Below are 22930 nucleotides of genomic sequence, written 5' to 3' on the forward strand. Positions count from 1 at the left end.
CATATCCCCGCCCGCGAGGGCAACCAGACGGCGAGACGAACCATGATCTACAGCATGACGGGCTACGCGAGCGCGACGCGCGAACTCGCAACGGCCACCGGCAACGGCGGCACCAGCGTGTCGGTCGAACTGCGCACCGTGAACTCGCGCTTCCTCGACCTGAATTTCCGGATGCCGGACGACGTGCGCGCGTGCGAACCCGCGCTGCGCGAAATGCTGATGAACAAGCTGTCGCGCGGCAAGGTCGACGTGCGCATCAACCTGCAGCGCGGCGAACAGAGCATCGGCGCGGGCGCGCTGAACCAGTCGGCGCTCGGCCAGCTTGCCGATCTCGAGCGCGCGGTGCTCGACTCGTTCCCGGGCGTCGGCCGCCTGCGCGCGGGCGAGATCCTGCGCTGGCCCGGCGTGATCGCCGAAAGCGGCGTGTCGGCCGACGCGATCCGCGACGCGGTGCTCGCATGCGGCAAGGAAGCGATCGGCGAACTCGTCGTCGTGCGTTCGCGCGAAGGCGCGCAACTGGCGACGATGCTGCTGTCGAACGTCGCCGAGATGGAAGCGATCGTCGCGCGCATCACGCCGCTCGTGCCGGAGCTGATCGCGAAGCATCAGCAGAAGATCGTCGAGCGGCTGCAGGAAGCGCTCGGCATCGCGGCGCCCGAAGGCAGCGCGCCGATCGTGACGCGCGAGGAAGCCGCGGAACGCATTCGTCAGGAAGTGACGATGTACGGGATCCGGATCGACATCGCGGAAGAGCTGTCGCGGCTCACCGCGCACCTGAACGAAACGCGTCATGTGATCGAGAAGGGCGGCCGCGTCGGCAAGCGTCTCGACTTCATGATGCAGGAGCTGAATCGCGAAGCGAACACGCTCGGCTCGAAGGCGGCGGCGAAGGAACTGGCCGACGCGTCGATGGCGCTCAAGCTGTTGATCGAGCAGATGCGCGAGCAAGTGCAAAACCTGGAGTAACGCAACATGATCGAATCCACTCACGACGGCCACGCCGCGCATTCGCTGCACGGCGGCGTCTATCCCGGCAACCTGTTCATGGTCGTCGCACCGTCGGGCGCCGGCAAGTCGACGCTCGTGAATGCGCTGCTGTCGAAGGACAGCGACATCTGCCTGTCGATCTCGTACACGACGCGCAAGCCGCGCCCGGGCGAACAGGACGGCCAGCATTACCACTTCACGACCGTCGACGATTTCCGCACGCGTCACGCGGCGCACGAATTCCTCGAGAGCGCGGAAGTGCACGGCAACTATTACGGCACGTCGCGCGTCTGGATCGAAGAACAGATGAAGAACGGCCACGACGTGCTGCTCGAGATCGACTGGCAGGGCGCGCTGCAGGTGAAGAAGCAGTTTCGCAACGCGGTCGGCATCTTCATCCTGCCGCCGTCGCTCGACGCGCTCGAGGAGCGTTTGAAGAAGCGCGGCCAGGACGAGCCGAACGTGATCACGCGGCGTCTGCTTGCCGCCGGCAGCGAGATCGCGCACGCGTCGGAAGCGGAATACGTGGTGATCAACGAGAATTTCGAGCGTGCGCTCGCGGAGCTCGAATGCATCGTCGCGGCGACGCGCCTGCGCTTTGCTTCGCAGTACGCGCGACACGCCGAGCTGTTCATCGAGCTCGGCATCCATCTGCCCCACGCGGAATGACGCGGGGCACGAGGGACATAAGGTAGAATAAGCACTATATTCAGAAGGAATTACCAACATGGCTCGCATTACCGTCGAAGACTGCCTGAAGCAAATCCCGAATCGCTTCGAACTGGCGCTCGCCGCCACCTATCGCGCGCGGCAGCTCGCGCAAGGCCATACGCCGAAGATCGAAAGCCGCGACAAGCCGACCGTCGTCGCGCTGCGCGAGATCGCCGCCGGCCAGGTCGGTGTCGAGATGCTGAAGAAGGTGCCGGTGTAACGCGCATCCGGCCCGTTCCAGCCATGTAGTCCACGCGCGCAACGACTCGACCTGGAGGCGAATATGAGCACCACCCCATCGTCCGCCTCCGCGGATTCGACCACCGAAGCCACGGCCCAGTCGCCTGCGCGCCAGTACATCGACGCGGTCCTCGAACAGTCCTTCCGGCATCTGTTCGGGCCGACCGCCACTCCGGAGCAGCCGCGCAAGCACGGCGTCGTTTCGATCGCGAAACTGACGGCCGCGCTTGCCGAGTATCTCGCCCCGGACGAAATCAAAGAGGTCAAGGCGGCGTTCCACTTCAGCGACGAAGCCCACCTCGGTCAATATCGCCAGAGCGGCGAACCCTACATCACCCATCCCGTCGCCGTCGCGGAAATCTGCGCCGGCTGGAAGCTCGACGCGCAGGCCGTGATGGCCGCGCTGCTGCACGACGTGATGGAAGACCAGGGCGTGACCAAGAACGAGCTGGCCGAACGGTTCGGCCCGAAGGTCGCCGAACTGGTCGATGGCTTGTCGAAGCTCGACAAGATGGAATTCCGCAGCCGCGAGGAAGCGCAGGCGGAAAACTTCCGCAAGATGCTGCTGGCGATGGCGCGCGACGTGCGGGTCATCCTCGTCAAGCTCGCCGACCGCCTGCACAACATGCGCACGCTCGGCGCGGTGCCGATGGAAAAGCGCCGCCGCGTCGCGCGGGAAACGCTCGACATCTATGCGCCGATCGCGCACCGGCTCGGGTTGAACAACACGTATCGCGAGCTGCAGGACATGAGCTTCGCGAACTTCAACCCGCATCGCTACGCGACGCTCGAGAAGGCCGTGAAGGCCGCGCGCGGCAACCGCCGCGAAGTGATCAGCAAGATCCTCGAGGCCGCGCAGCGCGCGATGGCCGACGCGAAGATCGACGCCGAGATCACCGGCCGCGAAAAAACCATCTACAGCGTCTACCGCAAGATGCGCGACAAGCAGCTGTCGTTCTCGCAGGTACTCGACGTGTACGGCTTTCGCGTCGTCGTAGACAGCCCGCTCGACTGCTACACGTGCATCGGCGCGCTGCACTCGCTGTACAAGCCGGTGCCCGGCAAGTTCAAGGACTACATCGCGATCCCGAAGATCAACGGCTATCAGTCGCTGCACACGACGCTCGTCGGCCCGTTCGGCGCGCCGATCGAGTTCCAGGTGCGTACGCGCAAGATGCACGAGATTGCCGAGGCGGGGGTCGCCGCGCACTGGCTGTACAAGAACGGCAGTGCGGATCTCAGCGACGTGCAGAAGCGCGCGCACCAGTGGCTGAAGTCGTTGCTCGACATCCAGAGCGAAGCCGGCGATTCGAGCGAATTCCTCGAGCACGTGAAGATCGACCTGTTCCCCGACGCGGTCTACGTGTTCACGCCGAAGTCGAAGATCATGGCGCTGCCGCGCGGCGCGACGGCGCTCGATTTCGCCTATTCGATCCACAGCGATCTCGGCAACCAGTGCGTGGCCGTGAAGATCAACAACGAACTGCTGCCGCTGCGCACCGAGCTGAAGAGCGGCGACATCGTCGAGGTGATCACCGCGCCGTACTCGAAGCCGAACCCCGCGTGGCTCGGCTTCGTGCGTACCGGCAAGGCGCGCTCGGCGATTCGTCACTACCTGAAGACGATGCGCCTGAACGAATCCGTGCAGCTTGGCGAGCGGCTCGTCGACCAGAGCCTGAAGGGCTATGGTCTCGCGCTGGCCGACGTTGCGCCGGAGGTGTGGGAAAAGCTCGTGCAGTGGACGGGCAACAAGAGCCGTCAGGAAATTTTCGCGGATATCGGCCTCGGCCGCCGCGTCGCCGCGGTGATGGCCAAGCGCATCGAGGTGCTGATGAGCGGCCGCGACGCGGACGACGACCTGCCGAAGTCCGAGCGGCATCCGGCGCATCATGCGCCGCCGGTCGTGATTACCGGTACCGAAGGGATGTCCGTGCAGTTGTCGGCATGCTGCCGGCCGATTCCGGGCGATGCGATCATGGGCTACATCGGCATCGGCCTGGGGATGGCGATTCATACGACCGATTGCCGCGTCGCGCAGCGCATCCATCGCCGCGATCCGGGCCGCTGGATCGACGTCGAATGGGCGCCGCAGCCGGGCCGACTGTTCGATGTCGCGGTGAAGGCGCTCGTGAAGAACACGAAGGGCATCTTTGCGCGCGTCGCGGCGGACATCACGTCGGCCGACGCGAACATCGTCCATATCGCGATGGACGAGGATCTGACGCACGAATCGACGGTGCTGCGTTTCGTGATCCAGGTCAGCGATCGCGTGCATCTCGCGAACGTGATGCGGCGCGTGCGAACCAATCCGGACGTGATGCGGATCATGCGCGAGCGCTCGACCGACGACGGCGCGCATGCGCGCCACGACGGCGGCATGCGCATCGAGCGCGAACGGCAGGATTATTGACGCGTAACCTTCTTGAGTGCGATCGTTCAACGGCGGCCGATGGCCGCCGTTTTCATGTGTGTTGTGGAGCGAAGGTGCGGCCTTGCCGGCGCTCTTCCGAAGCGCATCGGGCGCTCGCAAATCGGGGCGTGAATGACGGGGGAGGGGCAGAAAAGAAAAAGGGCCTTCCCGGAGGAAAGCCCTTTTAAGGTGGCGCGGCTGGCAGGATTCGAACCCACGACCCCTTGGTTCGTAGCCAAGTACTCTATCCAACTGAGCTACAGCCGCACGCAAAACGGTACTGCTTCAACTGTCGGAACCTTCTGCGATGGGAAGGCCCCCAAAAAGGTGGCGCGGCTGGCAGGATTCGAACCCACGACCCCTTGGTTCGTAGCCAAGTACTCTATCCAACTGAGCTACAGCCGCACGCAAAACAAAACACTACTACTTCGAACTGAAAGGGCCTTCGGTTTGGAAGGCCCTCGAAAAGGTGGCGCGGCTGGCAGGATTCGAACCCACGACCCCTTGGTTCGTAGCCAAGTACTCTATCCAACTGAGCTACAGCCGCACGCAGAAGCGAAATTATAGCAGGGTTGTATAAAAAGGGAAGCCTTATTCGCGAATTACGCGGCGCGACCTTGGCGGGGCGCCCTTCGTGTACCCTTGGAGCATCAGTCATCCACGTGTTGAATCTGCATCATGAACAAGGCGTTTGTCAAAGAGTCGGACGGTGACGACGACGATCTCGACCAGGCTCAACCCGCGATTCCCGCGGGCGCGAAGAACTACATCACGCCGGCCGGCCACAAGCGGCTGCGGGACGAGCTGCTGAACCTGATCGACGTCGAGCGCCCCGAGGTCGTGCGGCTCGTGTCGTGGGCCGCGTCGAACGGCGACCGGTCGGAGAACGGCGACTACATCTACGGCAAGCGGCGGCTTCGCGAGATCGATCGCCGCATCCGCTTCCTGACGAAGCGGCTCGATCTCGCCGAAGTCGTCGACGCGAGTCGTCAGGAGAATGTCGACCAGGTGTTCTTCGGCGCAACGGTCGATTACGAGACGCCGGACGGCGAGGACCACACGGTCACGATCGTCGGGATCGACGAGGTCGATCTCGACCACGGCTGCGTCAGCTGGATTTCGCCGGTCGCGCGTGCGCTGATCAAGGCGAAGATCGGCGATACCGTTACGCTGATGACGCCGGCCGGCCCGCAGCCGATCGACATACTCGACGTCCGCTATCCGGCACCGGGCGCCTGAGCGGCGGCCCACGTATTCCGGCAAAGAAAAAGCGCCCCGGCGGGGCGCTTCGTCATCCGGCGTGAAGCGGATGCGCCGGTCGCTCAGAAGCGATGGCGCAGGCCGGTCGTGACCGCGATCTGCTTGTTGGTCGACGATGCGGCGCCCAGCCCGTTGATGTTGGCGCCGATCGGCAGGCCGTCCGCCAGCACCCGCTGATATTCGCCCTGCAGGTATACGTCGGTGCGCTTCGACAGCGCATAGTCGGCCTGCAGGTTGAACTGGTGCCAGCTCGGCTTCTGGCCGTCGAGACGGCCGTCGGTGTACGTGTACGAGCCCGCGAGCGACAGCGCCGGCGTGAGCGCATAGCGGCCGTTCAGTTCGTAGTTGTTGAAGCGGGTGCCGCCCGCCAGCGGAATGCCGCCCGACACGCCGGATTGGCCCGCGCTGATGCCGGCCGAATTGGTCAGGCGCGTCTGCGTGAACACGAAGCCCGCGGTCGCTGGCCCGAACGTGTAGTTGAGGCCCCCGCCCCAGGTGCGCTGACGGCTGGCCGCGAAGGTCCAGTCGCCGGCGACCGCGCCAGGATCGGTTGCCGCGAGCGCCAGCGAATTGATGTTGTTGTTCAGCTGCATGTACGCGGCCGCGACGTTGAAGCCCATGAAGCTGTACGACGCGCCGACGCTGTACGCGCGGTTGTTCGAGAAGCTGGACGAATTCGAGAAGCCGTACAACGCGCCGAACTTCAGCCCGTTGTAGTTCGCGCTCTGGTACTTGACCGAGTTGTTGATCCGGAACGAGTTGTTCAGGTTGTCGTTGTCGAACGGGTGCGCGAACTGGGTGCCGCCGTACTGCGTACCGGTCAGCGACAGCGGGCCGAGATAGTCGACGACGCTGTCGTATTGCCGGCCCAAGGTCAGCGAACCGTAGCTGTCGTGCGCGAGGCCGACGAACGCTTGCCGGCCGAATTCGCGGCCGTTCTGCTTCAGCGTGCCGTTGTTGATGCCGAAGCCGTTTTCCAACGTGAAGATCGCTTTCAGGCCGCCGCCGAGATCCTCGGTGCCGCGCAGGCCCCAGCGACTGCCGTTGATCGAGCCGCTCGTTTCCTGCCACGCGCTGTGGCCGTGCTGGTTGTTCGTGTAGGTAATGCCGGCGTCGATCAGTCCGTATAGCGTGACGCTGCTTTGCGCATGGGCGACGGTCGCGAACGCGCCCGACAAGGCGGCGACAATCAGGGTCTTTTTCATGGATCTGTCTCCAAACAGGATGATATCGATCGAACCTGCTGCCGAACCGGCATGTTTGGGTGACGCTGTGACCGGCCGGCAGAGCGGCGGTGCGCGTATCAGAAAGCCATTTGCAGTGTACGGAGTGCTCGGAGCGGACGAGGGTCACGCTTTAAGCAATAGTGTATTTTGGAATCCGCAAAGATAGACAAACACGTGGAAACCGTTATCCATCAAGGGTTTGCGGCAGTGCAGCGAATGGAAATTGTGATCAGGACTGCGTAACGGGCGTTGCGTGATCGCGACAGGCGATCAGAAGGAGGGGGCGGCAGCCCTAGCGCGATTATTGACGCATCGGCAATAGAGGTTTGTGTGGAGCATGGCTAATGAAAGGTTGTTCTCTCGCTATACTGCGATCTCTGCTTTCCGAAGCAGACTTTTTCGTTGACGGAAAAGATCTCCAAACCTTTGTCGGCGCGACTTCCCAGTCGCGCTTTTTTTTTGCCCGCTTTCCGTGTGCTATTGCGCGTACGAGCGCCGCTTCTTGCGCTTGCCCGCCGGCGCAGCTTCCTCGGTCTCGGTGTGCGGCGGCGTATAGGTCCAGTCTTCCATCACGTAGTGGCGTGCGTCCAGCGGCGATGCGAGCAGGTTCTGCCAGTGATCGCCGTGCCACGTCGTATCGAACTCGGTGTCGCACGGCGCTTCGCGAGCGGACTCGGCCAAGGCGCGGGACTTGCGACGTACGCGTCCGAGCCGGCTCGCGAAGCGCTTGATTCCGTCCAGCCACATGACCTTCTCCTTCCTTTCGGCGTTACACCAGCATCGCAACGTCTCCGGATTTCCGCAACCCGGAAAAAACCCGAGGATTTTACCGAGTCGATTTGTCCCCGGTAGGATTTTCATGGCCGAGATTATTGTTGATCCGATCCCGGTAATATTGACAGGTTTTTGATGGGAATCAATTAATCAAAGGCGATGGGGTACCGATTCCAATGGCATTAGCGCTTTTTTGATAAAGAGGTCGTCAAAAATTTTCTTGACGCACCCGGATTGTCCAATTTATAAAGTCAGCACTCCGTCCTCGGGCGGCGTGCTGGTGCGGGTGCTGGCGCAATGTTTCGGGATTTCGGGAAACGGCTATAAAAATAGCTTTTTTGATCTAAACGAGTGGGGAACGAAGACATGGATACCGGTATCGTGAAATGGTTTAACGATGCTAAAGGTTTTGGCTTTATTACGTCGGACAATGGTGGCGAAGATTTGTTTGCGCACTTTTCCGAAATCCGGATGGACGGCTTCAAGACGTTGAAGGAAAACCAGCGTGTTTCATTCGACGTGAAAGTCGGGCCGAAAGGCAAGCAGGCAGCGAATATCCAGGCGGTCTGACGCGCCACGCATTGCCGATCACGTCCGGCCCCCGCATGGCGGGGGCTTTTTGTTTTCCGGGGGCGGATCGTTCCCGTCCGTGCTGGCGGCGAACACGCGTGCCGGTGCATACTCACGGAAGCATCGTTTCCGTGTCTTTTCATGTCCGATTCCCGCCTGTCCGATCCCGCCAGCGAACAACCGCTCGTCTTCGTCGACCTTGAAACCACCGGTGGCTCGTCCGCCGAGCATCGCATCACCGAAATCGGCGTGGTCGAAATCGGCCCGCTCGGCGTGTCGACGTGGACGACGCTCGTCAATCCGGGCCAGTCGATTCCGCCGTTCATCCAGCAACTGACGGGCATTTCGGACGAGATGGTGCGCGACGCGCCGTCGTTCGCGTCGCTTGCGCCGGCGCTGTTCGAGCGGCTCGACGGCAAGCTGTTCGTTGCGCACAACGCGAGTTTCGACCGCGGTTTCCTGCGCGCCGAGTTCGAGCGTGCCGGCTTCGCGTTCAATCCCGATGTGCTGTGTACGGTGCGGCTGTCACGCGCGCTGTTCCCGCGCGAATCGCGGCACGGGCTCGACGCGTTGATCGAACGGCATGGTCTCGTTCCGGCTGCGCGCCACCGGGCGCTCGCGGATGCCGACCTGCTCTGGCAGTTCTGGCGTCAGCTGCACGACATCGTGCCGCTCGAGCGGCTGCGCGACCAGATCGCGCGTACGACGCGCCATTTCCGTCTGGCCGGCGATCTGACCGAAGCCTGGCTCGACACCGCGCCGGCCGGGTGTGGCGCATACGCTTTGTTCGGGGAGGGTGACGCAGCGCTGTATGTCGGTCGCAGCGTGCGCGTGCGGCAGCGGCTGCGTGCGCTGCTGACGGGCGAGCGGCGCTCGTCGAAGGAAATGCGGCTCGCGCAGCAGGTGCGGCGTGTCGAATGGCACGAGACCGGTAATGAACTGGGCGCGATGCTGGCCGAAGCGCAATGGATCGCCCGGCTGCGTCCGTCGTACAACCGGCGCCCGGCGGCCGATACGGCTCGTGCGGGCGATGCGCCCTGGCCGTTCGACGGGGCCGTTGCGTTCGAGGCGAACGGCGAGCGCCGCCTGTTCCATGTGATCGACGGCTGGCGCTACCTCGGTTCGGCCGAATCGCTCGATGCGGCCGCGCGGCTCGTGGCCGACGCGGCGGACGGCACGTTCGAACCCTTTACTCATCGCCTGCTGCAGACGCATCTCGCGCGCGGGCTTCAACTGATCCCGCTTGCTGCGCTGACGCCCGCAGGTTGAGCGCAGCGGCGCAATCCGCGCCTGCGGTGCCTGCCTGCCGCGTCAGCCGATCGCGCTTGCGCCGCCGGCCGAACAGACATGCGACAGCGCAGTGTCGAGCGCCCGCGTCTGCGTCGAGTCGTAGCGTGTGAGCGTCTTCCAGTTCGCGATGCTGCGAGCAAGCCGCGCCTGGCAATCGGGCGCATCGCGCAGCGGCGCGACTTGCGCGAGGCCCGCGAGCATTTTCTGCGTCAGCCGGTCGAGCGCCGGGCGCGTGCTGGTCGCGAGATCGGGCGGTGTGCCCTCGGGCGGCCGCGTCGCGCGCCAGGTCGCGAACAGTGCGTTCTGTATGTCCTTGCTCGCAGCGATCTGATCCTCGAAGAACGTCCGTGCGAACGCAGGATCGACGCCGGCCTCCACCGCGCGCTTCTCGACCGACGTGAGCAGTGCCGCTTCGCGCGGCTGGTCCTCGATCGCCTTGTGATTCGCCCATTTCCATCGCGCGACCGGTTCGGCGAGCGCGAGGCGCTGTGACGCGAGCGCGACGACGTTGGTGAGGGCGGTGTCATCGCCGTCTGCGCTGGCGATGCGCGGCGACGAAAAGAGGGCGACGCCGAGCGCGGCGACAGCGACGCTGGCACGAATGGCTTGCTTCATCGGAATGATCGGGAGAGCCGGGCGGGCCGGACGTGGAAAACCAGAAGAATAGACGAAGACAGTCGCGCGGCGTAGCGACGCGACAGGAGAATCAGCAGGCGAACTGATCCGGCACCGTCAGGCTGTTGCAGCCCGGGCGCGACGCGAATTGCGCGCGATGCGCAGCGATGAACCGCACGATAGCGATGATCGACACGCGGCGGTTACAGAACCGAACAGGCGTTCACTTCGGCGAATACAGCTTGTGCTGCTCGTCGAAGAATGCCCGGACGTGCTCGGGCAATTCGGCGAGGAATTCCACGCCGACGGGTTCCGGATCCGGGCTCATCACTTGCTCGGGCGGTGGCATGCGAGTTGGTCTTTCGTCCATGGTTGTTTCTCCAGCAGGTTCGATGATTATCAACCTCGTGCTTGGATTTGTGCCAGAGACGAATCGTTAGATTTTGTCTCTGTTGTATTAACGGCACATGCGCTGCGATGCCGACTATTGCGTCCTGAGCGATCGGTAACGATCGGGCCGCTTGTTATACTTGCGCGCACTTTTTCCTGGACCGCGATGAAACGAACGACGCGATGGATCGGCCTTGTATGGCTGGCGCTGGTACTGAACGTACTGTCGCCCGTCATCGGCTATGCGCGTCTTGCGTCGAGCGGCTCCGGCGAGCTCACGCTCGAGTTGTGCAGTGCAGCGGGCGCCCGCCAGGTCGTGCTCGCGCAGTCGGGCGACGACCGCGACACATCGTCGTTCGATCATGCCGGCGTGCCGCACTGCGTGTACTGCCCGGGCTTCGCGGCGAACGTCGCACTCGGCGCGAGCCTGCCCGCTATGCCGGGCTTCGTACGGACGTTCGCCTACCGCGCGGCCACCCCGGCCGTTCCCGATTTCCCCCGCAAGGGCATTCGTCTCGCGCAGCCGCGCGCCCCGCCTGAAAACGCCCCGATCTGATTGATGTCGTTCGCGCGCCCCGGTGGCGCGCGTGCTGCCCGCGGCCGGGCCCGCGCGCCGCGCCGTTCGTGCGCGGCGTGTCCGCTCGTGTCCGGCGGCGTCCGATCACGTTTTCAGGAATTCACTCATGTCGTCTACCTTCGCCGCGCGGTCGTCGCGCGGTCGGCTCGCGCTCGCGTGCGCGGCCGCTTTCGCGTGGCCAGCCGCCCACGCGGCCTCGCCCGATGATGCACGCAACGATCCGGCCCGCAGCGGTATCGATCGTTCTGCCGGTGCCGCGCCGGCCTCTGCAGTCGCAGCCGCGTCGGCTGCACCGGCCGGCGATACGCTGTCCGCCGTTAGCGTGACCGCGCAGCGGCAACCCGTCGATCCGGATACGCCGGCCGTCGTCGAGTCGATCACGCGCGAGCAGATCGATACGCATACCAACGTCACCACCGAGGACGCGCTGAAATACGCACCGAACCTGATGGTTCGCAAGCGCTATATCGGCGACCGCAACAGCGTGTTCGCGGGCCGCGACTTCAACGAACTGCAGAGCGCACGCGGGCTCGTCTATGCCGACGGCGTGCTGCTGTCGAACCTGCTCGGCTCGAGCTACGCGTACCCGCCGCGCTGGTCGCTGATTCCGCCTGACGACATCGCGCGCGTCGACGTGCTTTATGGCCCCTTTTCCGCGCTGTATCCCGGCAACTCGATCGGCTCGACCGTGCTGCTCACGACGCGCCGCCCGGAAAAACTAGAGGCGTCGCTGTCGACGCAGTTCTTTACGCAGCGCTACCACGACGGCTACGGGTTCGCGGACAGCTTCGGCGGCAATCACCAGACCGCGCGGGTCGCGAACCGCATCGGCCGGTTCTGGTTCGCGCTGTCGCTCGACCGGCTGGAGAACAACGGGCAGCCGATGCAGTACGCGAGCCCCAATCCGGCCTACAACCCGAAGCTGGGCGCTGCCGTGCCCGTGACCGGCGCCGCGACCGACATCGGGCCCAACGGCAAGCCGCGGACGATCGTCGGCGCGCAGACGATCGAGCGGACCGAGCAGCTCAACGAGACGGTCCGGATGGGCTATGCGTTCACCGACCACGTCGACGCGACGCTCACGCTCGGCCATTGGGAGAACCATTACCGGCAGCACGGCGAGACCTTCCTGCGCGATGCGGCCGGCAATCCGGTCTACGGCGGCAACGTGTCGATCGGCGGCCGGAACATGACCATCGCGCCGAATGCGTTCGCGCCGCAGCGCGGCGACCAGGAGAACTGGCTGTATGCGCTCGGCCTGAACGGCCGGCTCGATTCCGGCTGGCGGCTGTCGGGCGTCGTGTCCGCGTACGACGTGTCGCGCGACGTGCTGCGCGCGGCGTCGACCGTGCAGGGCGGCGCGGGCACGCTGTTCCAGGGCGACGGCACGGGCTGGCGCACGCTCGACCTGAAGGCCGAGGCGCCGGAAGTGAAGGGCCACGCGTTCACGTTCGGCTACCACTACGACAATTACTTCCTGCGCAACGTCACGTACAACACGGCCGATTGGCTGGCCGGGCCGACCACGTCGCTGTCGAGCGTCTATCGCGGCGATACGCGCACGCAGGCGCTGTTCGGGCAGGATGCGTGGCGCTTCGCGCCGGGCTGGCTCGCGACGCTTGGGCTGCGCTACGAGCGCTGGGATGCGTACGGCGGCGCGCTCGGCAACGCGACCGGCACGCTCGGCTATGCGGACCGCGGCGCGAACGCGCTGTCGCCGAAAGTCGCGCTGCAATGGGACGCGACGGACGTCTGGCGTTTCCGGCTGTCGTTCGCGACCGGCACGCGATTCCCGACGGTCGGCGAGCTGTTCCAGGGCACGATCTCGAACAACGCGATCGTCAACAACAACCCGAACCTGCGGCTGGAAAAGGCGATCGACTGGGATTTCACGGCCGAACGCGACGTGGGCGTCGGCGTCGTGCGCGCCAGCGTGTTCCAGAGCGACCTGCGCGATTCGATCTACAGCCAGACCACCGTGTCGGGTGCGTCGACCGTCACCAACATCTCGAACGTCGACCGCGTGCGCGTGCGCGGCGTCGAGCTCGCGTTCGGCGGCGAGAACGTCGGGCTGAAGGGGCTCGCGATCGACGCGAACGTATCGGCGAGCAATGCGCAGATCCTCGCCGATGCCGCGAATCCCGCGTATGTCGGCTCGCGCTTTCCACGTATTCCGCGCATGCGCGCGAACCTGCTCGCGTCGTATCGCTTCGACGAGCACTGGCTTGCGAGCGTCGGCGTGCGCTATTCGGGCCGCCAGTTCAACACGCTCGACAACAGCGACGTGAATCCGGACGTCTACGGCGGCACGAGCTCGTTCACGGTCGTCGACCTGAAGGCGCGCTACCGTTTCGACCGTCACTGGACCGCGTCGGTCGGCATCGACAACCTGACGGACCGCCGCTACTACGTGTTCCATCCGTATCCGGGCCGAACGTTCTATGGAGAACTGAAGTGGTCGCTGTGAAATCGTTCGCGGCCGGCGGTGCGCAGTGGTTCGCGGCGCTCGATGCGGGATGGAGAGGGGAAATGCCGCGCACCGTGTGGGTCGAGCGCGATGGCGCACGCGCAGCGCGCAGCGGATTGCTGGCGGCCGACGTGCCCGGCGGCTGGTCGCGGCGCGTGAAGCGCTGAACGAGCCGGTGGCGCGCGGCGAACGGACCGCGCGCCGGCCTGATGCGAAAACGCGCCCGAAGGCGCGTGGAGAGAAGCGTCAGGCCGCTCGCTTGAATAGCCGGATCACGAACAGCAGGATCACCGCGCCGATGACCGCGACGATCACCGAGCCGATGAAGCCGCTGCCGATGCTGATGCCGAGGAGCCCGGCGAGCCAGCCGCCGATCACCGCGCCGACGATCCCGACGATGATGTCGACGATCAGCCCGAAGCCGCCGCCCTTGACGAGCACGCCGGCAAGCCAGCCGGCGATCGCGCCGATGATGAGCCACATAATCAAGCCATGAGTCATGGTGGTCCTCTCCTTGTGTTGAGTCGAAATGACCGGACTTCGGCTGTCGCGCCGCAAGCTGGGTGAAGGCGGCATTGCGACCCGCCGCGCCGCCCACGCAATGTAACGCGATAGACGGGTCAGAATCGTTAAGTAATGTTATGCACCCTTATGCGGATTTTCCAGGGAATTCGTCTGCGTACGGTGCGGCTCGTGCGCGGACGATGCGTGGCGCAATGAATCCGTAAGAAATGGTCGTCGATAAAGTCCGTCAGTCAGGAACCATGCCCTTCGCGCGTCGACGCTTGCATGCCCGCATCGGGCAGTCCGTTGCCTGCGTCGACGATCAGCCGCGCGACGGTCGCGGTATCGCCGATCGCCTCGATCGACAGCAGTGCGAAACGGGCGAGAAAGAGCGATGCGTCGGCTTCGCCGAGATGGGGCATCATGCGGAACAGGTCGGTATAGGGCGTGTCGCGTTCGGCGTCGGGCATCATGCGGTCTCCTAAGGATCGGTCGATGCGTGCGGACGGAGCGCGCGTTCGAGCGCGGCGGCCGTGTCGTCGGTGCGAGCGTCTTGCCAGCGGTCGAGTACTTGTTCGTCAGTGCGCCCCAGGTTGACGGTGCCGTCGCGCGCACCGTACATGTCGAACAGCCGGCTGTCGTCGTCATGGCCGACACAGGCCGGTTGCCGCAGCGCCGCGTGCCGTGCGAGCGTGACGAGTGCGAACGGTATCCGCGCATTGTGCAGGCGTCGGTCGAGATCGGCCAGCGCCCGGATCGGACACGCCATCGAGCGTGAGCAGAACGCGGTGAAGCGCGGTGCGACGAGATCGGTCAGGTTGGTGCGCGGAGTGTGGTTGCCGTGTTGCGGGAGAGGGCAGAGCGGTCCGGCGATTTCAATCGCCGGAGCGCGACGCGGGAGATGCCGCGCAAGCGGACGTGGCGCGGGAGAGGGCGGGCGTACGATTTCGGCGCCGGAAAAGAGAAAAGGTCTGACAAGCGATGCTTGTCAGACCTTTATGTCTTGGTGCCGGAGATAGGAGTCGAACCTACGACCTTCGCATTACGAATGCGCTGCTCTACCAACTGAGCTACACCGGCAGCAGAGAAATGAAATTATATGGTCAAATCCGAGATCTTGGCAATAGGTTTTGCGAACTTTTTTTCAGCTTGCTACTGCTGTTGCTTCGCGAAACCATCGATCCGGCGGACTTCCCGCTTTCACTTCACTGCGATGCGGCCGGTCAGGGCCACATCGCGAGGCGCGATTGTACTTGCGTCGCGCATCTCCGTCCAGTGCTGCAGTGCAAATTATTCGGCTTCGTCGTGATAGCCGGTGACGCGCTCGACTTCGTTCTTCGAACCGAGGAACACGGGCACGCGCTGGTGCAGGCCCGTCGGCTGCACTTCCATGATGCGCTGCGTGCCGGTCGTCGCGGCGCCGCCCGCCTGTTCGACGATGAACGACATCGGATTCGCTTCGTACATCAGGCGCAGCTTGCCCGGGCGATCGGGCGTGCGCTTGTCGGCCGGGTACATGAAGATGCCGCCGCGGTTCAGGATCCGGTGCACGTCGGCGACCATCGATGCGATCCAGCGCATGTTGAAGTTGTCGCCGCGCGGGCCGTCCTTGCCGGCGTTCAGCTCGTCGACATAGCGCTTGACCGGGTCGTACCAGTGGCGCGCGTTCGATGCGTTGATCGCGTATTCGCGCGTGTCGGCCGGGATCTGCATGTTGCTCTGCGTGAGCACCCACGAGCCGACTTCGCGGTCGAGCGTGAAGCAGTTCACGCCGTTGCCGGTCGTCAGCACGAATACCGTTTGCGGGCCGTAGACCGCGTAGCCGGCCGCGACCTGCTCGGTGCCGGGCTGCAGGAACGATTCCTCGGTGGCCTGCTTGCCGTCCGGGCAGCGCAGCACCGAGAAGATCGTGCCGATCGACACGTTCACGTCGATGTTCGACGAGCCGTCGAGCGGATCGAACACGAGCAGGTATTCGCCGCGCGGGTAGTTCGCGGGGATCGGGAAGAACGTTTCCATTTCTTCCGACGCCATCGCGGCGAGGTTGCCGCCCCATTCGTTCGCGTCGAGCAGGATCTCGTTCGACAGGATGTCGAGCTTCTTCTGCACTTCGCCCTGGACGTTCTCGCTGCCGGCGGTACCGAGCGCTTCGCCGAGCGCGCCCTTCGACACGTTGTAGCTGATCGCCTTGCACGCGCGGGCGACGACTTCGATCAGCAGGCGCAGGTCGGCGGGGAGGTTGTTGGTCTCACGTTGCTGTTCGATCAGGAACTTCGACAGCGTGGTGCGGCGGGCAATGGACATGACAGACTCCGAAAGGCCAAAGAATCCTTGAATTGCCGCAATTTTACCCGTCGCGCCTCGCGTGCCGCCGGCTTTTTTCGTCCGGTTACAAGGCCGGGCGGCCGGATCGGCCCGGTTTCCGGCGTTGGCGACGGGCGAGGTGCGCATCGCAGCGGCGGCAAATTGCGCGATCGGACCCCGCGATTCCGCCCGGTTCCAATCGCACTCGCGCAAAATAAAAAAGCCGGCGCCGCGTCACGCGGCACCGGCTTTATCGCGCAGGCGCGATGCGGTCGCTTGCGTCAGGCGAGTGCCTTCTCGACGATCTCGCGCACGTCGCGCGATTTCGCGCCGGCGGCAACCTGCTCGAGCGCTGCGCGCATCCGGTCGCGCAGTGCGGGCGTGAAGCGACGCCACAGTTCGAGCGAGCGTGCGAGGCGCGCCGCGACCTGCGGGTTGATCGCGTCGAGCGCGAGCACCTGTTCGGCCCAGAACGCGTAACCCGAGCCGTCCGCCGCATGGAACTGCGCGGGGTTGGCCGCGCAGAAGCTGAAGATCAGCGAGCGCGCGCGGTTCGGATTCTTCAGGTTGAACGCGGGGTGCGCGAGCAGCTTGCGAACCTTCGCGAGCGTCGGCTGCGCGGGCGTGCCGCGTTGCGCCGCCTGCATCGCGAACCACTTGTCGATCACGAGCGCTTCCTTCTCGAAGCGACGGTAGAAATCGTCGAGCGCATGCTCGGCCGGTTTGTCCGCACCCGCGGCCGCGGCGGACAGCAGCGCGCCGAGCGCGGCCGCGCGATCGGTCATGTTGTTCGCCGCGTCGTACTGTGCGGTTGCAAGGCGCACGGCGTCGGCCGGGTCGTCGAGTTCGGCCAGATACGCGAGCGCGAGGTTCTTCAGCGAGCGGCGGCCGGAGGCCTCCGGCGTCGGCTCGTATGCGCCGGGCGTCTGGTGCTGCTGGTACGCGGCGAGCCAGTCGGCGCGCAGCGCGGTCGCGAGCTGGCGGCGCACGAACAGGCGCGCGCGATGCACGGCGGCCGGGTCGGCCTCGGCCATCTGGTCGGCGAGATAGGTTTCCGACGGCAGCGTCAGCGCGAGTTCGCGGAACGCCGGCGACAGCGTCGCATCGGTCAGCACGCGGCGGAACGCGGCGACGAAGTTCTCGCCGAGCGTGAGCGGCTCGTTTGCGGCGGCACGTGCGGCAAGCGTCAGCAGCGCGCGCGTCGCGAAGCGCTGGCCGGCTTCCCAGCGGTTGAACGGATCGCTGTCGTGCGCGAGCAGGAAGGCAAGGTCGTCGTCGCTGTAGTCGTACTCGACGATCACCGGCGACGAGAAATTGCGCAGCAGCGACGGCAGCGGTGCTTCGGGCACGTCGACGAACGTGAAGGTCTGCTCGGTGCCGGTGAAGTCGAGCACGCGCGTCGTGCCCGATGCGGCGGCTTCGCCGTCGAGGCGCAGCGGCAGGTCGCGCCCGTCGCGGCCGATCAGGCCGATCGCGAACGGAATCAGCAGCGGCCCCTGCTGCGTTTCGCGCGCGGCCGGCGACGCGTCGCCGTAGCCCTGCGCGAGTGTGACCGTATAGCGGCGCGCGGCTGCATCGTACGCGGTGCGCACCGACACGCGCGGCGTGCCGGCCTGGCTGTACCAGCGCTCGAACTGCGCGAGGTCGCGCCCGTTCGCGTCGGCCATCGCGTGACGGAAGTCGTCGCAGGTCACCGCATGGCCGTCGTGGCGCTTGAAGTACAGGTCCATCCCCTTGCGGAAGCCGTCGCGGCCGAACAGCGTCTGGTACATCCGCACGACTTCCGAGCCTTTCTCGTAGACGGTCATCGTGTAGAAGTTGTTGATCTCGACGTAGCTCTCCGGGCGCACCGGGTGCGCCATCGGGCCCGCATCCTCGGCGAACTGCAGCTGGCGCAGCACGCGCACGTCCTCGATGCGCTTGACCGCGCGGGCCGCCGATTCGACTTCGTCGCCCGCGGCCATGTCGGCCGAGAATTCCTGGTCACGGAACACCGTCAGGCCTTCCTTCAGGCTCAGCTGGAACCAGTCGCGGCAGGTCACGCGGTTGCCCGTCCAGTTGTGGAAGTACTCGTGGCCGACCACCGATTCGATGTTCGCGAAGTCGGTGTCGGTCGCGGTCTCGGGGTTCGCCAGCACGTACTTCGTGTTGAAGATGTTGAGCCCCTTGTTTTCCATCGCGCCCATGTTGAAGTCGCCGACCGCGACGATCATGAAGCGGTCGAGATCGAGCTCGAGGCCGAAGCGCTTTTCGTCCCAGCGGATCGAGTGGATCAGCGAATCCATCGCGTGACGCGTCTTGTCGAGATCGGCCGGCTCGACCCACACCTGCAGCAGTTTCTCCTTGCCCGAGCCGGTCGTGATCTTTTCCTCGATCGCGACGAGCTTGCCCGCGACGAGCGCGAACAGGTAGCTGGGCTTGCGGAACGGGTCTTCCCATTGCGCGAAGTGGCGGCCGTCGGGCAGGTCGCCCGAATCGACGAGGTTGCCGTTCGACAGCAGCACCGGGTACGCGGCCTTGTCGGCGCGCAGCGTGACCGTGTACGAGGCCATCACATCGGGGCGGTCGAGGAAGTAGGTGATGCGGCGGAAGCCTTCGGCTTCGCATTGCGTGAAGAAGTTGCCGCTCGACACGTACAGGCCCGACAACGTCGTATTCTGGTCGGGCGCGCATGCGCTTTCGAGCGTCAGCTCGAATGCGTCGGGGACGTTCTCGACGGTCAGCCCGTGCTCGTGCGCACGAACGGCGCCAAACGGCGCACCATCCAGCCGTGCGTCGAGGAATTCGAGCGCTTCGCCCATCAACTCCAGGTGCGGCGCGGGCGCGGCGTCCGGATTGCGGCGCACGCGCATCGTATTCCTGACGATCGTGCGGGCCGGCGCGAGATCGAATTCGAGCGCGACGGAATCGATGAGGAAGGCCGGCGGCGTGTAGTCGGCGCGGCGGATCACGGTGGAGGAGGCGTTGTCGGACATGGTCGTCGAGATCGGTGGAGTGGGGGACGGGCCCGCGGCACGGGCCGGGCGAACCGGGCCATTGTACAAAGGCTTGCGGCTGCGTGCCGCGCGAACTTTTTACCGCTTTCGGCAGTCCGCGTATTATCGGCATCCCGTCCGGTTCGCGCGGTGCGACGAACGGGTGACGGATCGACGAGGATCAACATGAAACGCGAATGGATTTTTCGCGGTGCGGGCTGGGCGGCGGCGCTGTGCGTGGCGCTGCTGACAGGCTGTACCAGCTATGTGACGACCCAGGTCACGGCCTTCTCCGACTGGAGCGGCAGCGACGCGACACGCACCTATGCGTTTACGCGCACCGAGGCGCAGAAGAACAGCATCGAGCAGTCGACCTACGAGCCGATCGTCGCGAGCGAGCTGTCCGCGTATGCGTTCCGGCAGGTGCCGCAGGGGCAGGCGCGGTATCTCGTCGGGCTGACCTATGCGGTCGGCAGCGATCTCGTGACGGTGCCGCAACCCGTCTACTACGACCCCTGGTTCGTCGGGCCGGGGCCGTACTGGCGGCACGGGCCGTGGGGCCCGTGGGGGCCCTGGGGGCCGATGCCGGCCGGCTATGTCGCGCAGACGTACCAGGTGTTCGACTACACGCTCGGCATCCGCATTACCGAGCGCGCGACGGGCAAGGAGGTCTACAACGTGTCCGCGCGCACGACCGGCGACAACGGCACGCTGCTGTACGCGATGCCGTTCCTTGCGCGCAGCGCGCTCGCCGATTTCCCGCTGTCGAACGGCGCGGTCCGCTCGGTCCGGCTGCCGGTCGACAAGCGCGGCGGCCCGGCGGCGCCGGCCGCCAACGAACGTGCGGTGCCGGCTGCGCCGGCTTCGGGCGCGGCGCTCGCGAAGTAACGCTGCGTCAGCAACGGCGCGGCCGCCCGGCCGCGCCGGCCACCTTCTGCCGTCAGGCCCCGACGCCCAGCAGCGCCAGCGCGCCGAGCACGACGAACAGCACGGCCGCGATGCCGTGCACGAGCTTCGTCGGCAAACGGTGCGCGAAGCGGTCTCCTAGCAGGATCGCCGGCACGTTCGCGAGCATCATCCCGAACGTCGTGCCGGCCACGACACCGATGTAGTCCTGGAAGCGCGCGGCCAGCGCGACGGTCGCGATCTGCGTCTTGTCGCCCATTTCCGCGAGGAAGAACGCGACGAGGGTCGCGCCGAACACGCCGAGCCGCGAACGGTTGGCATTGGCTTCGTCGGCATCGAGCTTGTCCGGCACGAGGATCCACAACCCCATCGCGATGAACGAGAACGCAAGCGCCCAGCGCATGATCGACGGTGTGACGAGCGCGCCGAGCCATTCGCCGAGCGCGCCGGCGAAACCGTGGTTCACGAGCGTCGCGACGAGCACGCCGAGGATGATCGGCACCGGCTTGCGATAGCGCGCGGCCAGTACGAGGGAAAGCAGCTGGGTTTTGTCGCCGATTTCAGCGAGGGCGACGGCGCCGGTGGAAATCAGGAAGGCTTGAGACACGTATGGGGTTCCGCGGGCCGATGTTGTGCGTGCGAGCGACGATCCACAGCGCGCCGGGCCCTGATGCGGCGCACTGTGAACCATCGGTCTCGCCAGGCCTAGGTGGCTGCGCCCGCCATGGCCGAACGGCCAAGTCTGTTGACGGACGCCTCCGTCACGATGCGCGCCGGGGGCGCGGGACATCGAGCGGAGCGGCTACTCCCCAATGAGCGGCGAATTCTAGCACGGTGTGTCGCGCGGGGGAATGCGGCCGGGTAGGGTTGCGAGGCGCACGGGACACGATCGGCGCGTGGCGCCTTCGGCTACCCGGCATGCGCGGTGGTGGATGCGTCGCCGCGCATGCCGGGACGGAAGCCCGGTAAGCCGTTACGCTGCGGCCGCGCGGCGGGCCGCGCCGCGTTCGTGGACGAGCTTGCCGGCCGCATAGGTGCGGTACACCGCGCGGTCGTCGCCGAGCAGCGCGAACGCGAACAGCAGCTCCTCGAGCGAATCCGCGCGCTTCGTGCGGCGCGCGAGCAGCGGCGTGGCCTGCGGATCGAGCACGACGAAATCGGCCTCGGTGCGCGGCGCGAGCGTGCCGACCGTGTCGGCGAGGTCGAGCGCCTGCGCGGCGCCGGCCGTCGCGAGCCAGAACATCCGCGTCGCGGTCAGGTGGTGGCCCGACAGCCGCGCGACCTTGTGCGCCTCGTTCATCGTCTGCAGCATCGAGAACGACGTGCCGCCGCCGACGTCGGTGGCGAGCGTGACGGGCACGTCGTATTCGCCGGCCTTGTCGAAATCGAACAGCCCGCTGCCGAGGAAGAAGTTCGACGTCGGGCAGTGCGCGACGACGGTGCGTGTCTCGGCCATCCGGCGGCGGTCCTCGTCGTCGAGGTGGATGCAGTGGCCGTACACCGCGCGCGGTCGCAGCAGCCCGTAGCGGTCGTAGATGTCGAGATAGCTGCGATGGCCGGGGAACAGCTCGGCCACCCATTTCACTTCATCGACGTTTTCCGCGACGTGGCTCTGCACGAACACGTCCGGATGGCGGCGCGCGAGTTCGCCGCACGCTTCGAGCTGCGCCTCGGTCGACGTCGGCGCGAAGCGCGGCGTGAGCGCATACATCTGGCGGCCCTTGCCGTGCCAGCGGCCGATCAGCTCGGCGCTGTCGTCATAACCCGATTGCGCGGTGTCGCGCAGGAATTCGGGGCAGTTGCGGTCCATCAGCACCTTGCCCGCGATCATCCGCAGGTCGCGCGCATCGCTCGCCGCGAACAGCGCGTCGGCCGACTGCTTGTGCACCGTGCAGTAGACGAGCGCGCTCGTCGTGCCGCAGGCGAGCAGTTCGTCGACGAAGAAGTCGGCGACTTCGCGCGCATGCTCGGGATCGCCGAACTGGCGCTCGGTCGGGAACGTGTACTTGTCGAGCCACGGCAGCAGGCCCGGCGCCGGCGACGCGATCATGTCCGTCTGCGGATAGTGGATGTGCGTGTCGATGAAGCCGGGCACGATCAGCTTGTCGCGCAGGTCATGGACGATCGCGTCGCGCGCGAGCGTCGCGGCGAGCTGCGCATACGGACCGGCCGCGACGACCTTGCCGTCGTCGACGATCAGGAGGCCGTCGGTCTCGTAGTTCGCGGCCTGGCTCGATTTGGCCGGGTCGCCGTTGAAGGTCAGCAGTTGGGAACGAAAAGCGGTTTGCGTCATGACGAATGGTCCTGCATCAAGGTAAGGCGAACAGAAGAAAGCGATCGACGCCGCGCGGGCGACGGCATGGACGGCACCGCCCGCGCGACTGCTGGGCGGCGCTTCGCGAGTCGCCGCGACACACTGCGTGCGGCGTGTCCGGATGCGATTGCGCAGGCGTTCGTGGCGGCCGCGGCCGCCAGCGCGTGATTGCCCGCGAATCTCGCAGCGTTGGCGATCGCGACCGATGCGGCGGCGAACGGGACGGCAAGCCGCGACCGCACGCGCCGGCGGGCGGCGACGGACTGCGTCGCCGCCACGCGGGCAGCGAACGCGTTGAACGCGTTCGCGCCGGGCGCATGCATGCGTTCGGCTCGACGCAGGGCCGGACCGGGAGTCGCGAAGCGGATGCCGTTACCGTTACCGTGTTTCATCTGTCTGGCGCACCTCGA

At 65.7% G+C, this 22930-nt stretch carries 22 protein-coding genes, 4 tRNA genes, 1 pseudogene and 1 riboswitch; of the genes and pseudogenes, 11 read left to right on the forward strand and 16 right to left on the reverse strand.

Translation table 11 applies throughout. From position 1 onward, the window contains the following. Positions 1 to 42 precede the first annotated feature (42 nt). The 4 genes from MRS60_RS04630 to MRS60_RS04645 all read left to right on the forward strand — a co-directional run bounded on the left by MRS60_RS04630 (position 43) and on the right by MRS60_RS04645 (position 4348). Positions 43 to 966, forward strand: coding sequence for a YicC/YloC family endoribonuclease (locus MRS60_RS04630; protein ID WP_034182984.1), 924 nt, complete (start codon positions 43 to 45; stop codon positions 964 to 966). Positions 967 to 972: 6 nt separating this feature from the next. Next, positions 973 to 1656: a guanylate kinase gene (gene gmk / locus MRS60_RS04635; RefSeq protein ID WP_034182985.1), complete on the forward strand. Its 684-nt coding sequence runs from the start codon at positions 973 to 975 to the stop codon at positions 1654 to 1656. 58 nt (positions 1657 to 1714) lie between these two features. Then, positions 1715 to 1918: a DNA-directed RNA polymerase subunit omega gene (gene rpoZ, locus MRS60_RS04640; RefSeq protein WP_006025620.1), complete on the forward strand. Its 204-nt coding sequence runs from the start codon at positions 1715 to 1717 to the stop codon at positions 1916 to 1918. A 63-nt stretch (positions 1919 to 1981) separates the two neighbouring features. Then, positions 1982 to 4348, forward strand: a complete 2367-nt coding sequence (locus tag MRS60_RS04645; RefSeq protein ID WP_034182986.1) for a RelA/SpoT family protein — start codon at positions 1982 to 1984, stop codon at positions 4346 to 4348. Positions 4349 to 4538: 190 nt separating this feature from the next. Here the strand turns inward: MRS60_RS04645 and MRS60_RS04650 are convergent. From MRS60_RS04650 to MRS60_RS04660, 3 genes are all read right to left on the reverse strand, one after another. Continuing rightward, positions 4539 to 4615: transfer RNA gene (locus MRS60_RS04650), tRNA-Arg, on the reverse strand. 61 nt (positions 4616 to 4676) lie between these two features. Beyond that, positions 4677 to 4753, reverse strand: a tRNA-Arg gene (locus tag MRS60_RS04655). Positions 4754 to 4818: 65 nt separating this feature from the next. Continuing rightward, positions 4819 to 4895, reverse strand: a tRNA-Arg gene (locus tag MRS60_RS04660). A gap of 131 nt (positions 4896 to 5026) precedes the next feature. Between MRS60_RS04660 and greB the strand changes: the two genes are divergently transcribed. Then, complete coding sequence (greB, locus tag MRS60_RS04665) at positions 5027 to 5587, forward strand: transcription elongation factor GreB (protein ID WP_034182987.1); 561 nt, start codon at positions 5027 to 5029, stop codon at positions 5585 to 5587. A gap of 83 nt (positions 5588 to 5670) precedes the next feature. Here the strand turns inward: greB and MRS60_RS04670 are convergent, their stop codons facing one another. Beyond that, the gene (locus MRS60_RS04670) at positions 5671 to 6813 is read right to left on the reverse strand and encodes a porin (RefSeq protein WP_034182988.1); all 1143 of its coding nucleotides are present in this window, start codon (positions 6811 to 6813) and stop codon (positions 5671 to 5673) included. Between the two features lie 498 nt (positions 6814 to 7311). Next, positions 7312 to 7581: a hypothetical protein gene (locus MRS60_RS04675; protein WP_034182989.1), complete on the reverse strand. Its 270-nt coding sequence runs from the start codon at positions 7579 to 7581 to the stop codon at positions 7312 to 7314. A 393-nt stretch (positions 7582 to 7974) separates the two neighbouring features. Here MRS60_RS04675 and MRS60_RS04680 point away from each other — a divergent pair, with 393 nt between their 5' ends. Both MRS60_RS04680 and MRS60_RS04685 read left to right on the forward strand, forming a co-directional pair. Beyond that, entirely contained in the window at positions 7975 to 8178 is a 204-nt protein-coding gene (locus tag MRS60_RS04680) for a cold-shock protein (RefSeq protein WP_006476615.1), read from the forward strand. Positions 8179 to 8319: 141 nt separating this feature from the next. Continuing rightward, positions 8320 to 9447, forward strand: a complete 1128-nt coding sequence (locus MRS60_RS04685; protein WP_243565293.1) for an exonuclease domain-containing protein — start codon at positions 8320 to 8322, stop codon at positions 9445 to 9447. A gap of 42 nt (positions 9448 to 9489) precedes the next feature. On the opposite strand, the gene MRS60_RS04690 is transcribed toward MRS60_RS04685, so the two are convergent. Both MRS60_RS04690 and MRS60_RS04695 read right to left on the reverse strand, forming a co-directional pair. Continuing rightward, entirely contained in the window at positions 9490 to 10083 is a 594-nt protein-coding gene (locus MRS60_RS04690) for a chorismate mutase (protein ID WP_175748799.1), read from the reverse strand. A gap of 223 nt (positions 10084 to 10306) precedes the next feature. Further along, positions 10307 to 10411 (reverse strand): chorismate mutase, encoded by a 105-nt coding sequence (locus MRS60_RS04695; protein WP_162484450.1) that lies wholly within the window; start codon positions 10409 to 10411, stop codon positions 10307 to 10309. Between the two features lie 228 nt (positions 10412 to 10639). On the opposite strand from MRS60_RS04695, the gene MRS60_RS04700 reads away from it, so the two are divergent. The 3 genes and pseudogenes from MRS60_RS04700 to MRS60_RS04710 form a co-directional block, all read left to right on the forward strand. Then, positions 10640 to 11029: a DUF2946 domain-containing protein gene (locus MRS60_RS04700; protein ID WP_034182992.1), complete on the forward strand. Its 390-nt coding sequence runs from the start codon at positions 10640 to 10642 to the stop codon at positions 11027 to 11029. Between the two features lie 127 nt (positions 11030 to 11156). Continuing rightward, complete coding sequence (locus tag MRS60_RS04705; protein WP_243565294.1) at positions 11157 to 13517, forward strand: TonB-dependent receptor; 2361 nt, start codon at positions 11157 to 11159, stop codon at positions 13515 to 13517. A 32-nt stretch (positions 13518 to 13549) separates the two neighbouring features. Then, positions 13550 to 13684, forward strand: a pseudogene (locus tag MRS60_RS04710) (TlpA family protein disulfide reductase); the annotation flags it as partial. 79 nt (positions 13685 to 13763) lie between these two features. On the opposite strand, the gene MRS60_RS04715 reads toward MRS60_RS04710, so the two are convergent. The 6 genes from MRS60_RS04715 to pepN form a co-directional block, all read right to left on the reverse strand. Next, complete coding sequence (locus tag MRS60_RS04715) at positions 13764 to 14018, reverse strand: GlsB/YeaQ/YmgE family stress response membrane protein (RefSeq protein ID WP_034182994.1); 255 nt, start codon at positions 14016 to 14018, stop codon at positions 13764 to 13766. A gap of 254 nt (positions 14019 to 14272) precedes the next feature. Continuing rightward, positions 14273 to 14494, reverse strand: coding sequence for a hypothetical protein (locus MRS60_RS04720; RefSeq protein WP_131948111.1), 222 nt, complete (start codon positions 14492 to 14494; stop codon positions 14273 to 14275). Positions 14495 to 14502: 8 nt separating this feature from the next. Next, positions 14503 to 14790: a hypothetical protein gene (locus MRS60_RS04725; RefSeq protein WP_217588127.1), complete on the reverse strand. Its 288-nt coding sequence runs from the start codon at positions 14788 to 14790 to the stop codon at positions 14503 to 14505. Between the two features lie 235 nt (positions 14791 to 15025). Beyond that, positions 15026 to 15101 (reverse strand) — tRNA-Thr (locus MRS60_RS04730). 210 nt (positions 15102 to 15311) lie between these two features. Continuing rightward, positions 15312 to 16325 carry a class 1 fructose-bisphosphatase gene (locus MRS60_RS04735; protein WP_034182997.1) on the reverse strand — a complete coding sequence of 338 codons (1014 nt, stop codon included), beginning with the start codon at positions 16323 to 16325 and terminating at the stop codon, positions 15312 to 15314. Between the two features lie 281 nt (positions 16326 to 16606). Then, the gene (gene pepN, locus MRS60_RS04740; protein ID WP_243565295.1) at positions 16607 to 19300 is read right to left on the reverse strand and encodes an aminopeptidase N; all 2694 of its coding nucleotides are present in this window, start codon (positions 19298 to 19300) and stop codon (positions 16607 to 16609) included. Positions 19301 to 19486: 186 nt separating this feature from the next. On the opposite strand from pepN, the gene MRS60_RS04745 reads away from it, so the two are divergent. Beyond that, positions 19487 to 20188: a DUF4136 domain-containing protein gene (locus MRS60_RS04745; RefSeq protein WP_034182999.1), complete on the forward strand. Its 702-nt coding sequence runs from the start codon at positions 19487 to 19489 to the stop codon at positions 20186 to 20188. 52 nt (positions 20189 to 20240) lie between these two features. Here the strand turns inward: MRS60_RS04745 and MRS60_RS04750 are convergent, their stop codons facing one another. From MRS60_RS04750 to MRS60_RS04760, 3 genes are all read right to left on the reverse strand, one after another. After that, on the reverse strand, positions 20241 to 20813 hold the full coding sequence (locus MRS60_RS04750; RefSeq protein ID WP_059448199.1) for a TMEM165/GDT1 family protein: 573 nt from the start codon (positions 20811 to 20813) through the stop codon (positions 20241 to 20243). A 78-nt stretch (positions 20814 to 20891) separates the two neighbouring features. Further along, positions 20892 to 21029: riboswitch (yybP-ykoY riboswitch) on the reverse strand. Between the two features lie 150 nt (positions 21030 to 21179). Continuing rightward, positions 21180 to 22499: a guanine deaminase gene (gene guaD / locus MRS60_RS04755; protein WP_034183001.1), complete on the reverse strand. Its 1320-nt coding sequence runs from the start codon at positions 22497 to 22499 to the stop codon at positions 21180 to 21182. Beyond that, complete coding sequence (locus MRS60_RS04760; protein ID WP_243565296.1) at positions 22496 to 22912, reverse strand: hypothetical protein; 417 nt, start codon at positions 22910 to 22912, stop codon at positions 22496 to 22498. The genes guaD and MRS60_RS04760 overlap by 4 nt, the downstream gene beginning before the upstream one ends. Positions 22913 to 22930 lie beyond the last annotated feature (18 nt).

Source organism: Burkholderia pyrrocinia, assembly GCF_022809715.1.
In the GTDB taxonomy this organism is placed as follows: Bacteria; Pseudomonadota; Gammaproteobacteria; order Burkholderiales; family Burkholderiaceae; genus Burkholderia; species Burkholderia pyrrocinia_C.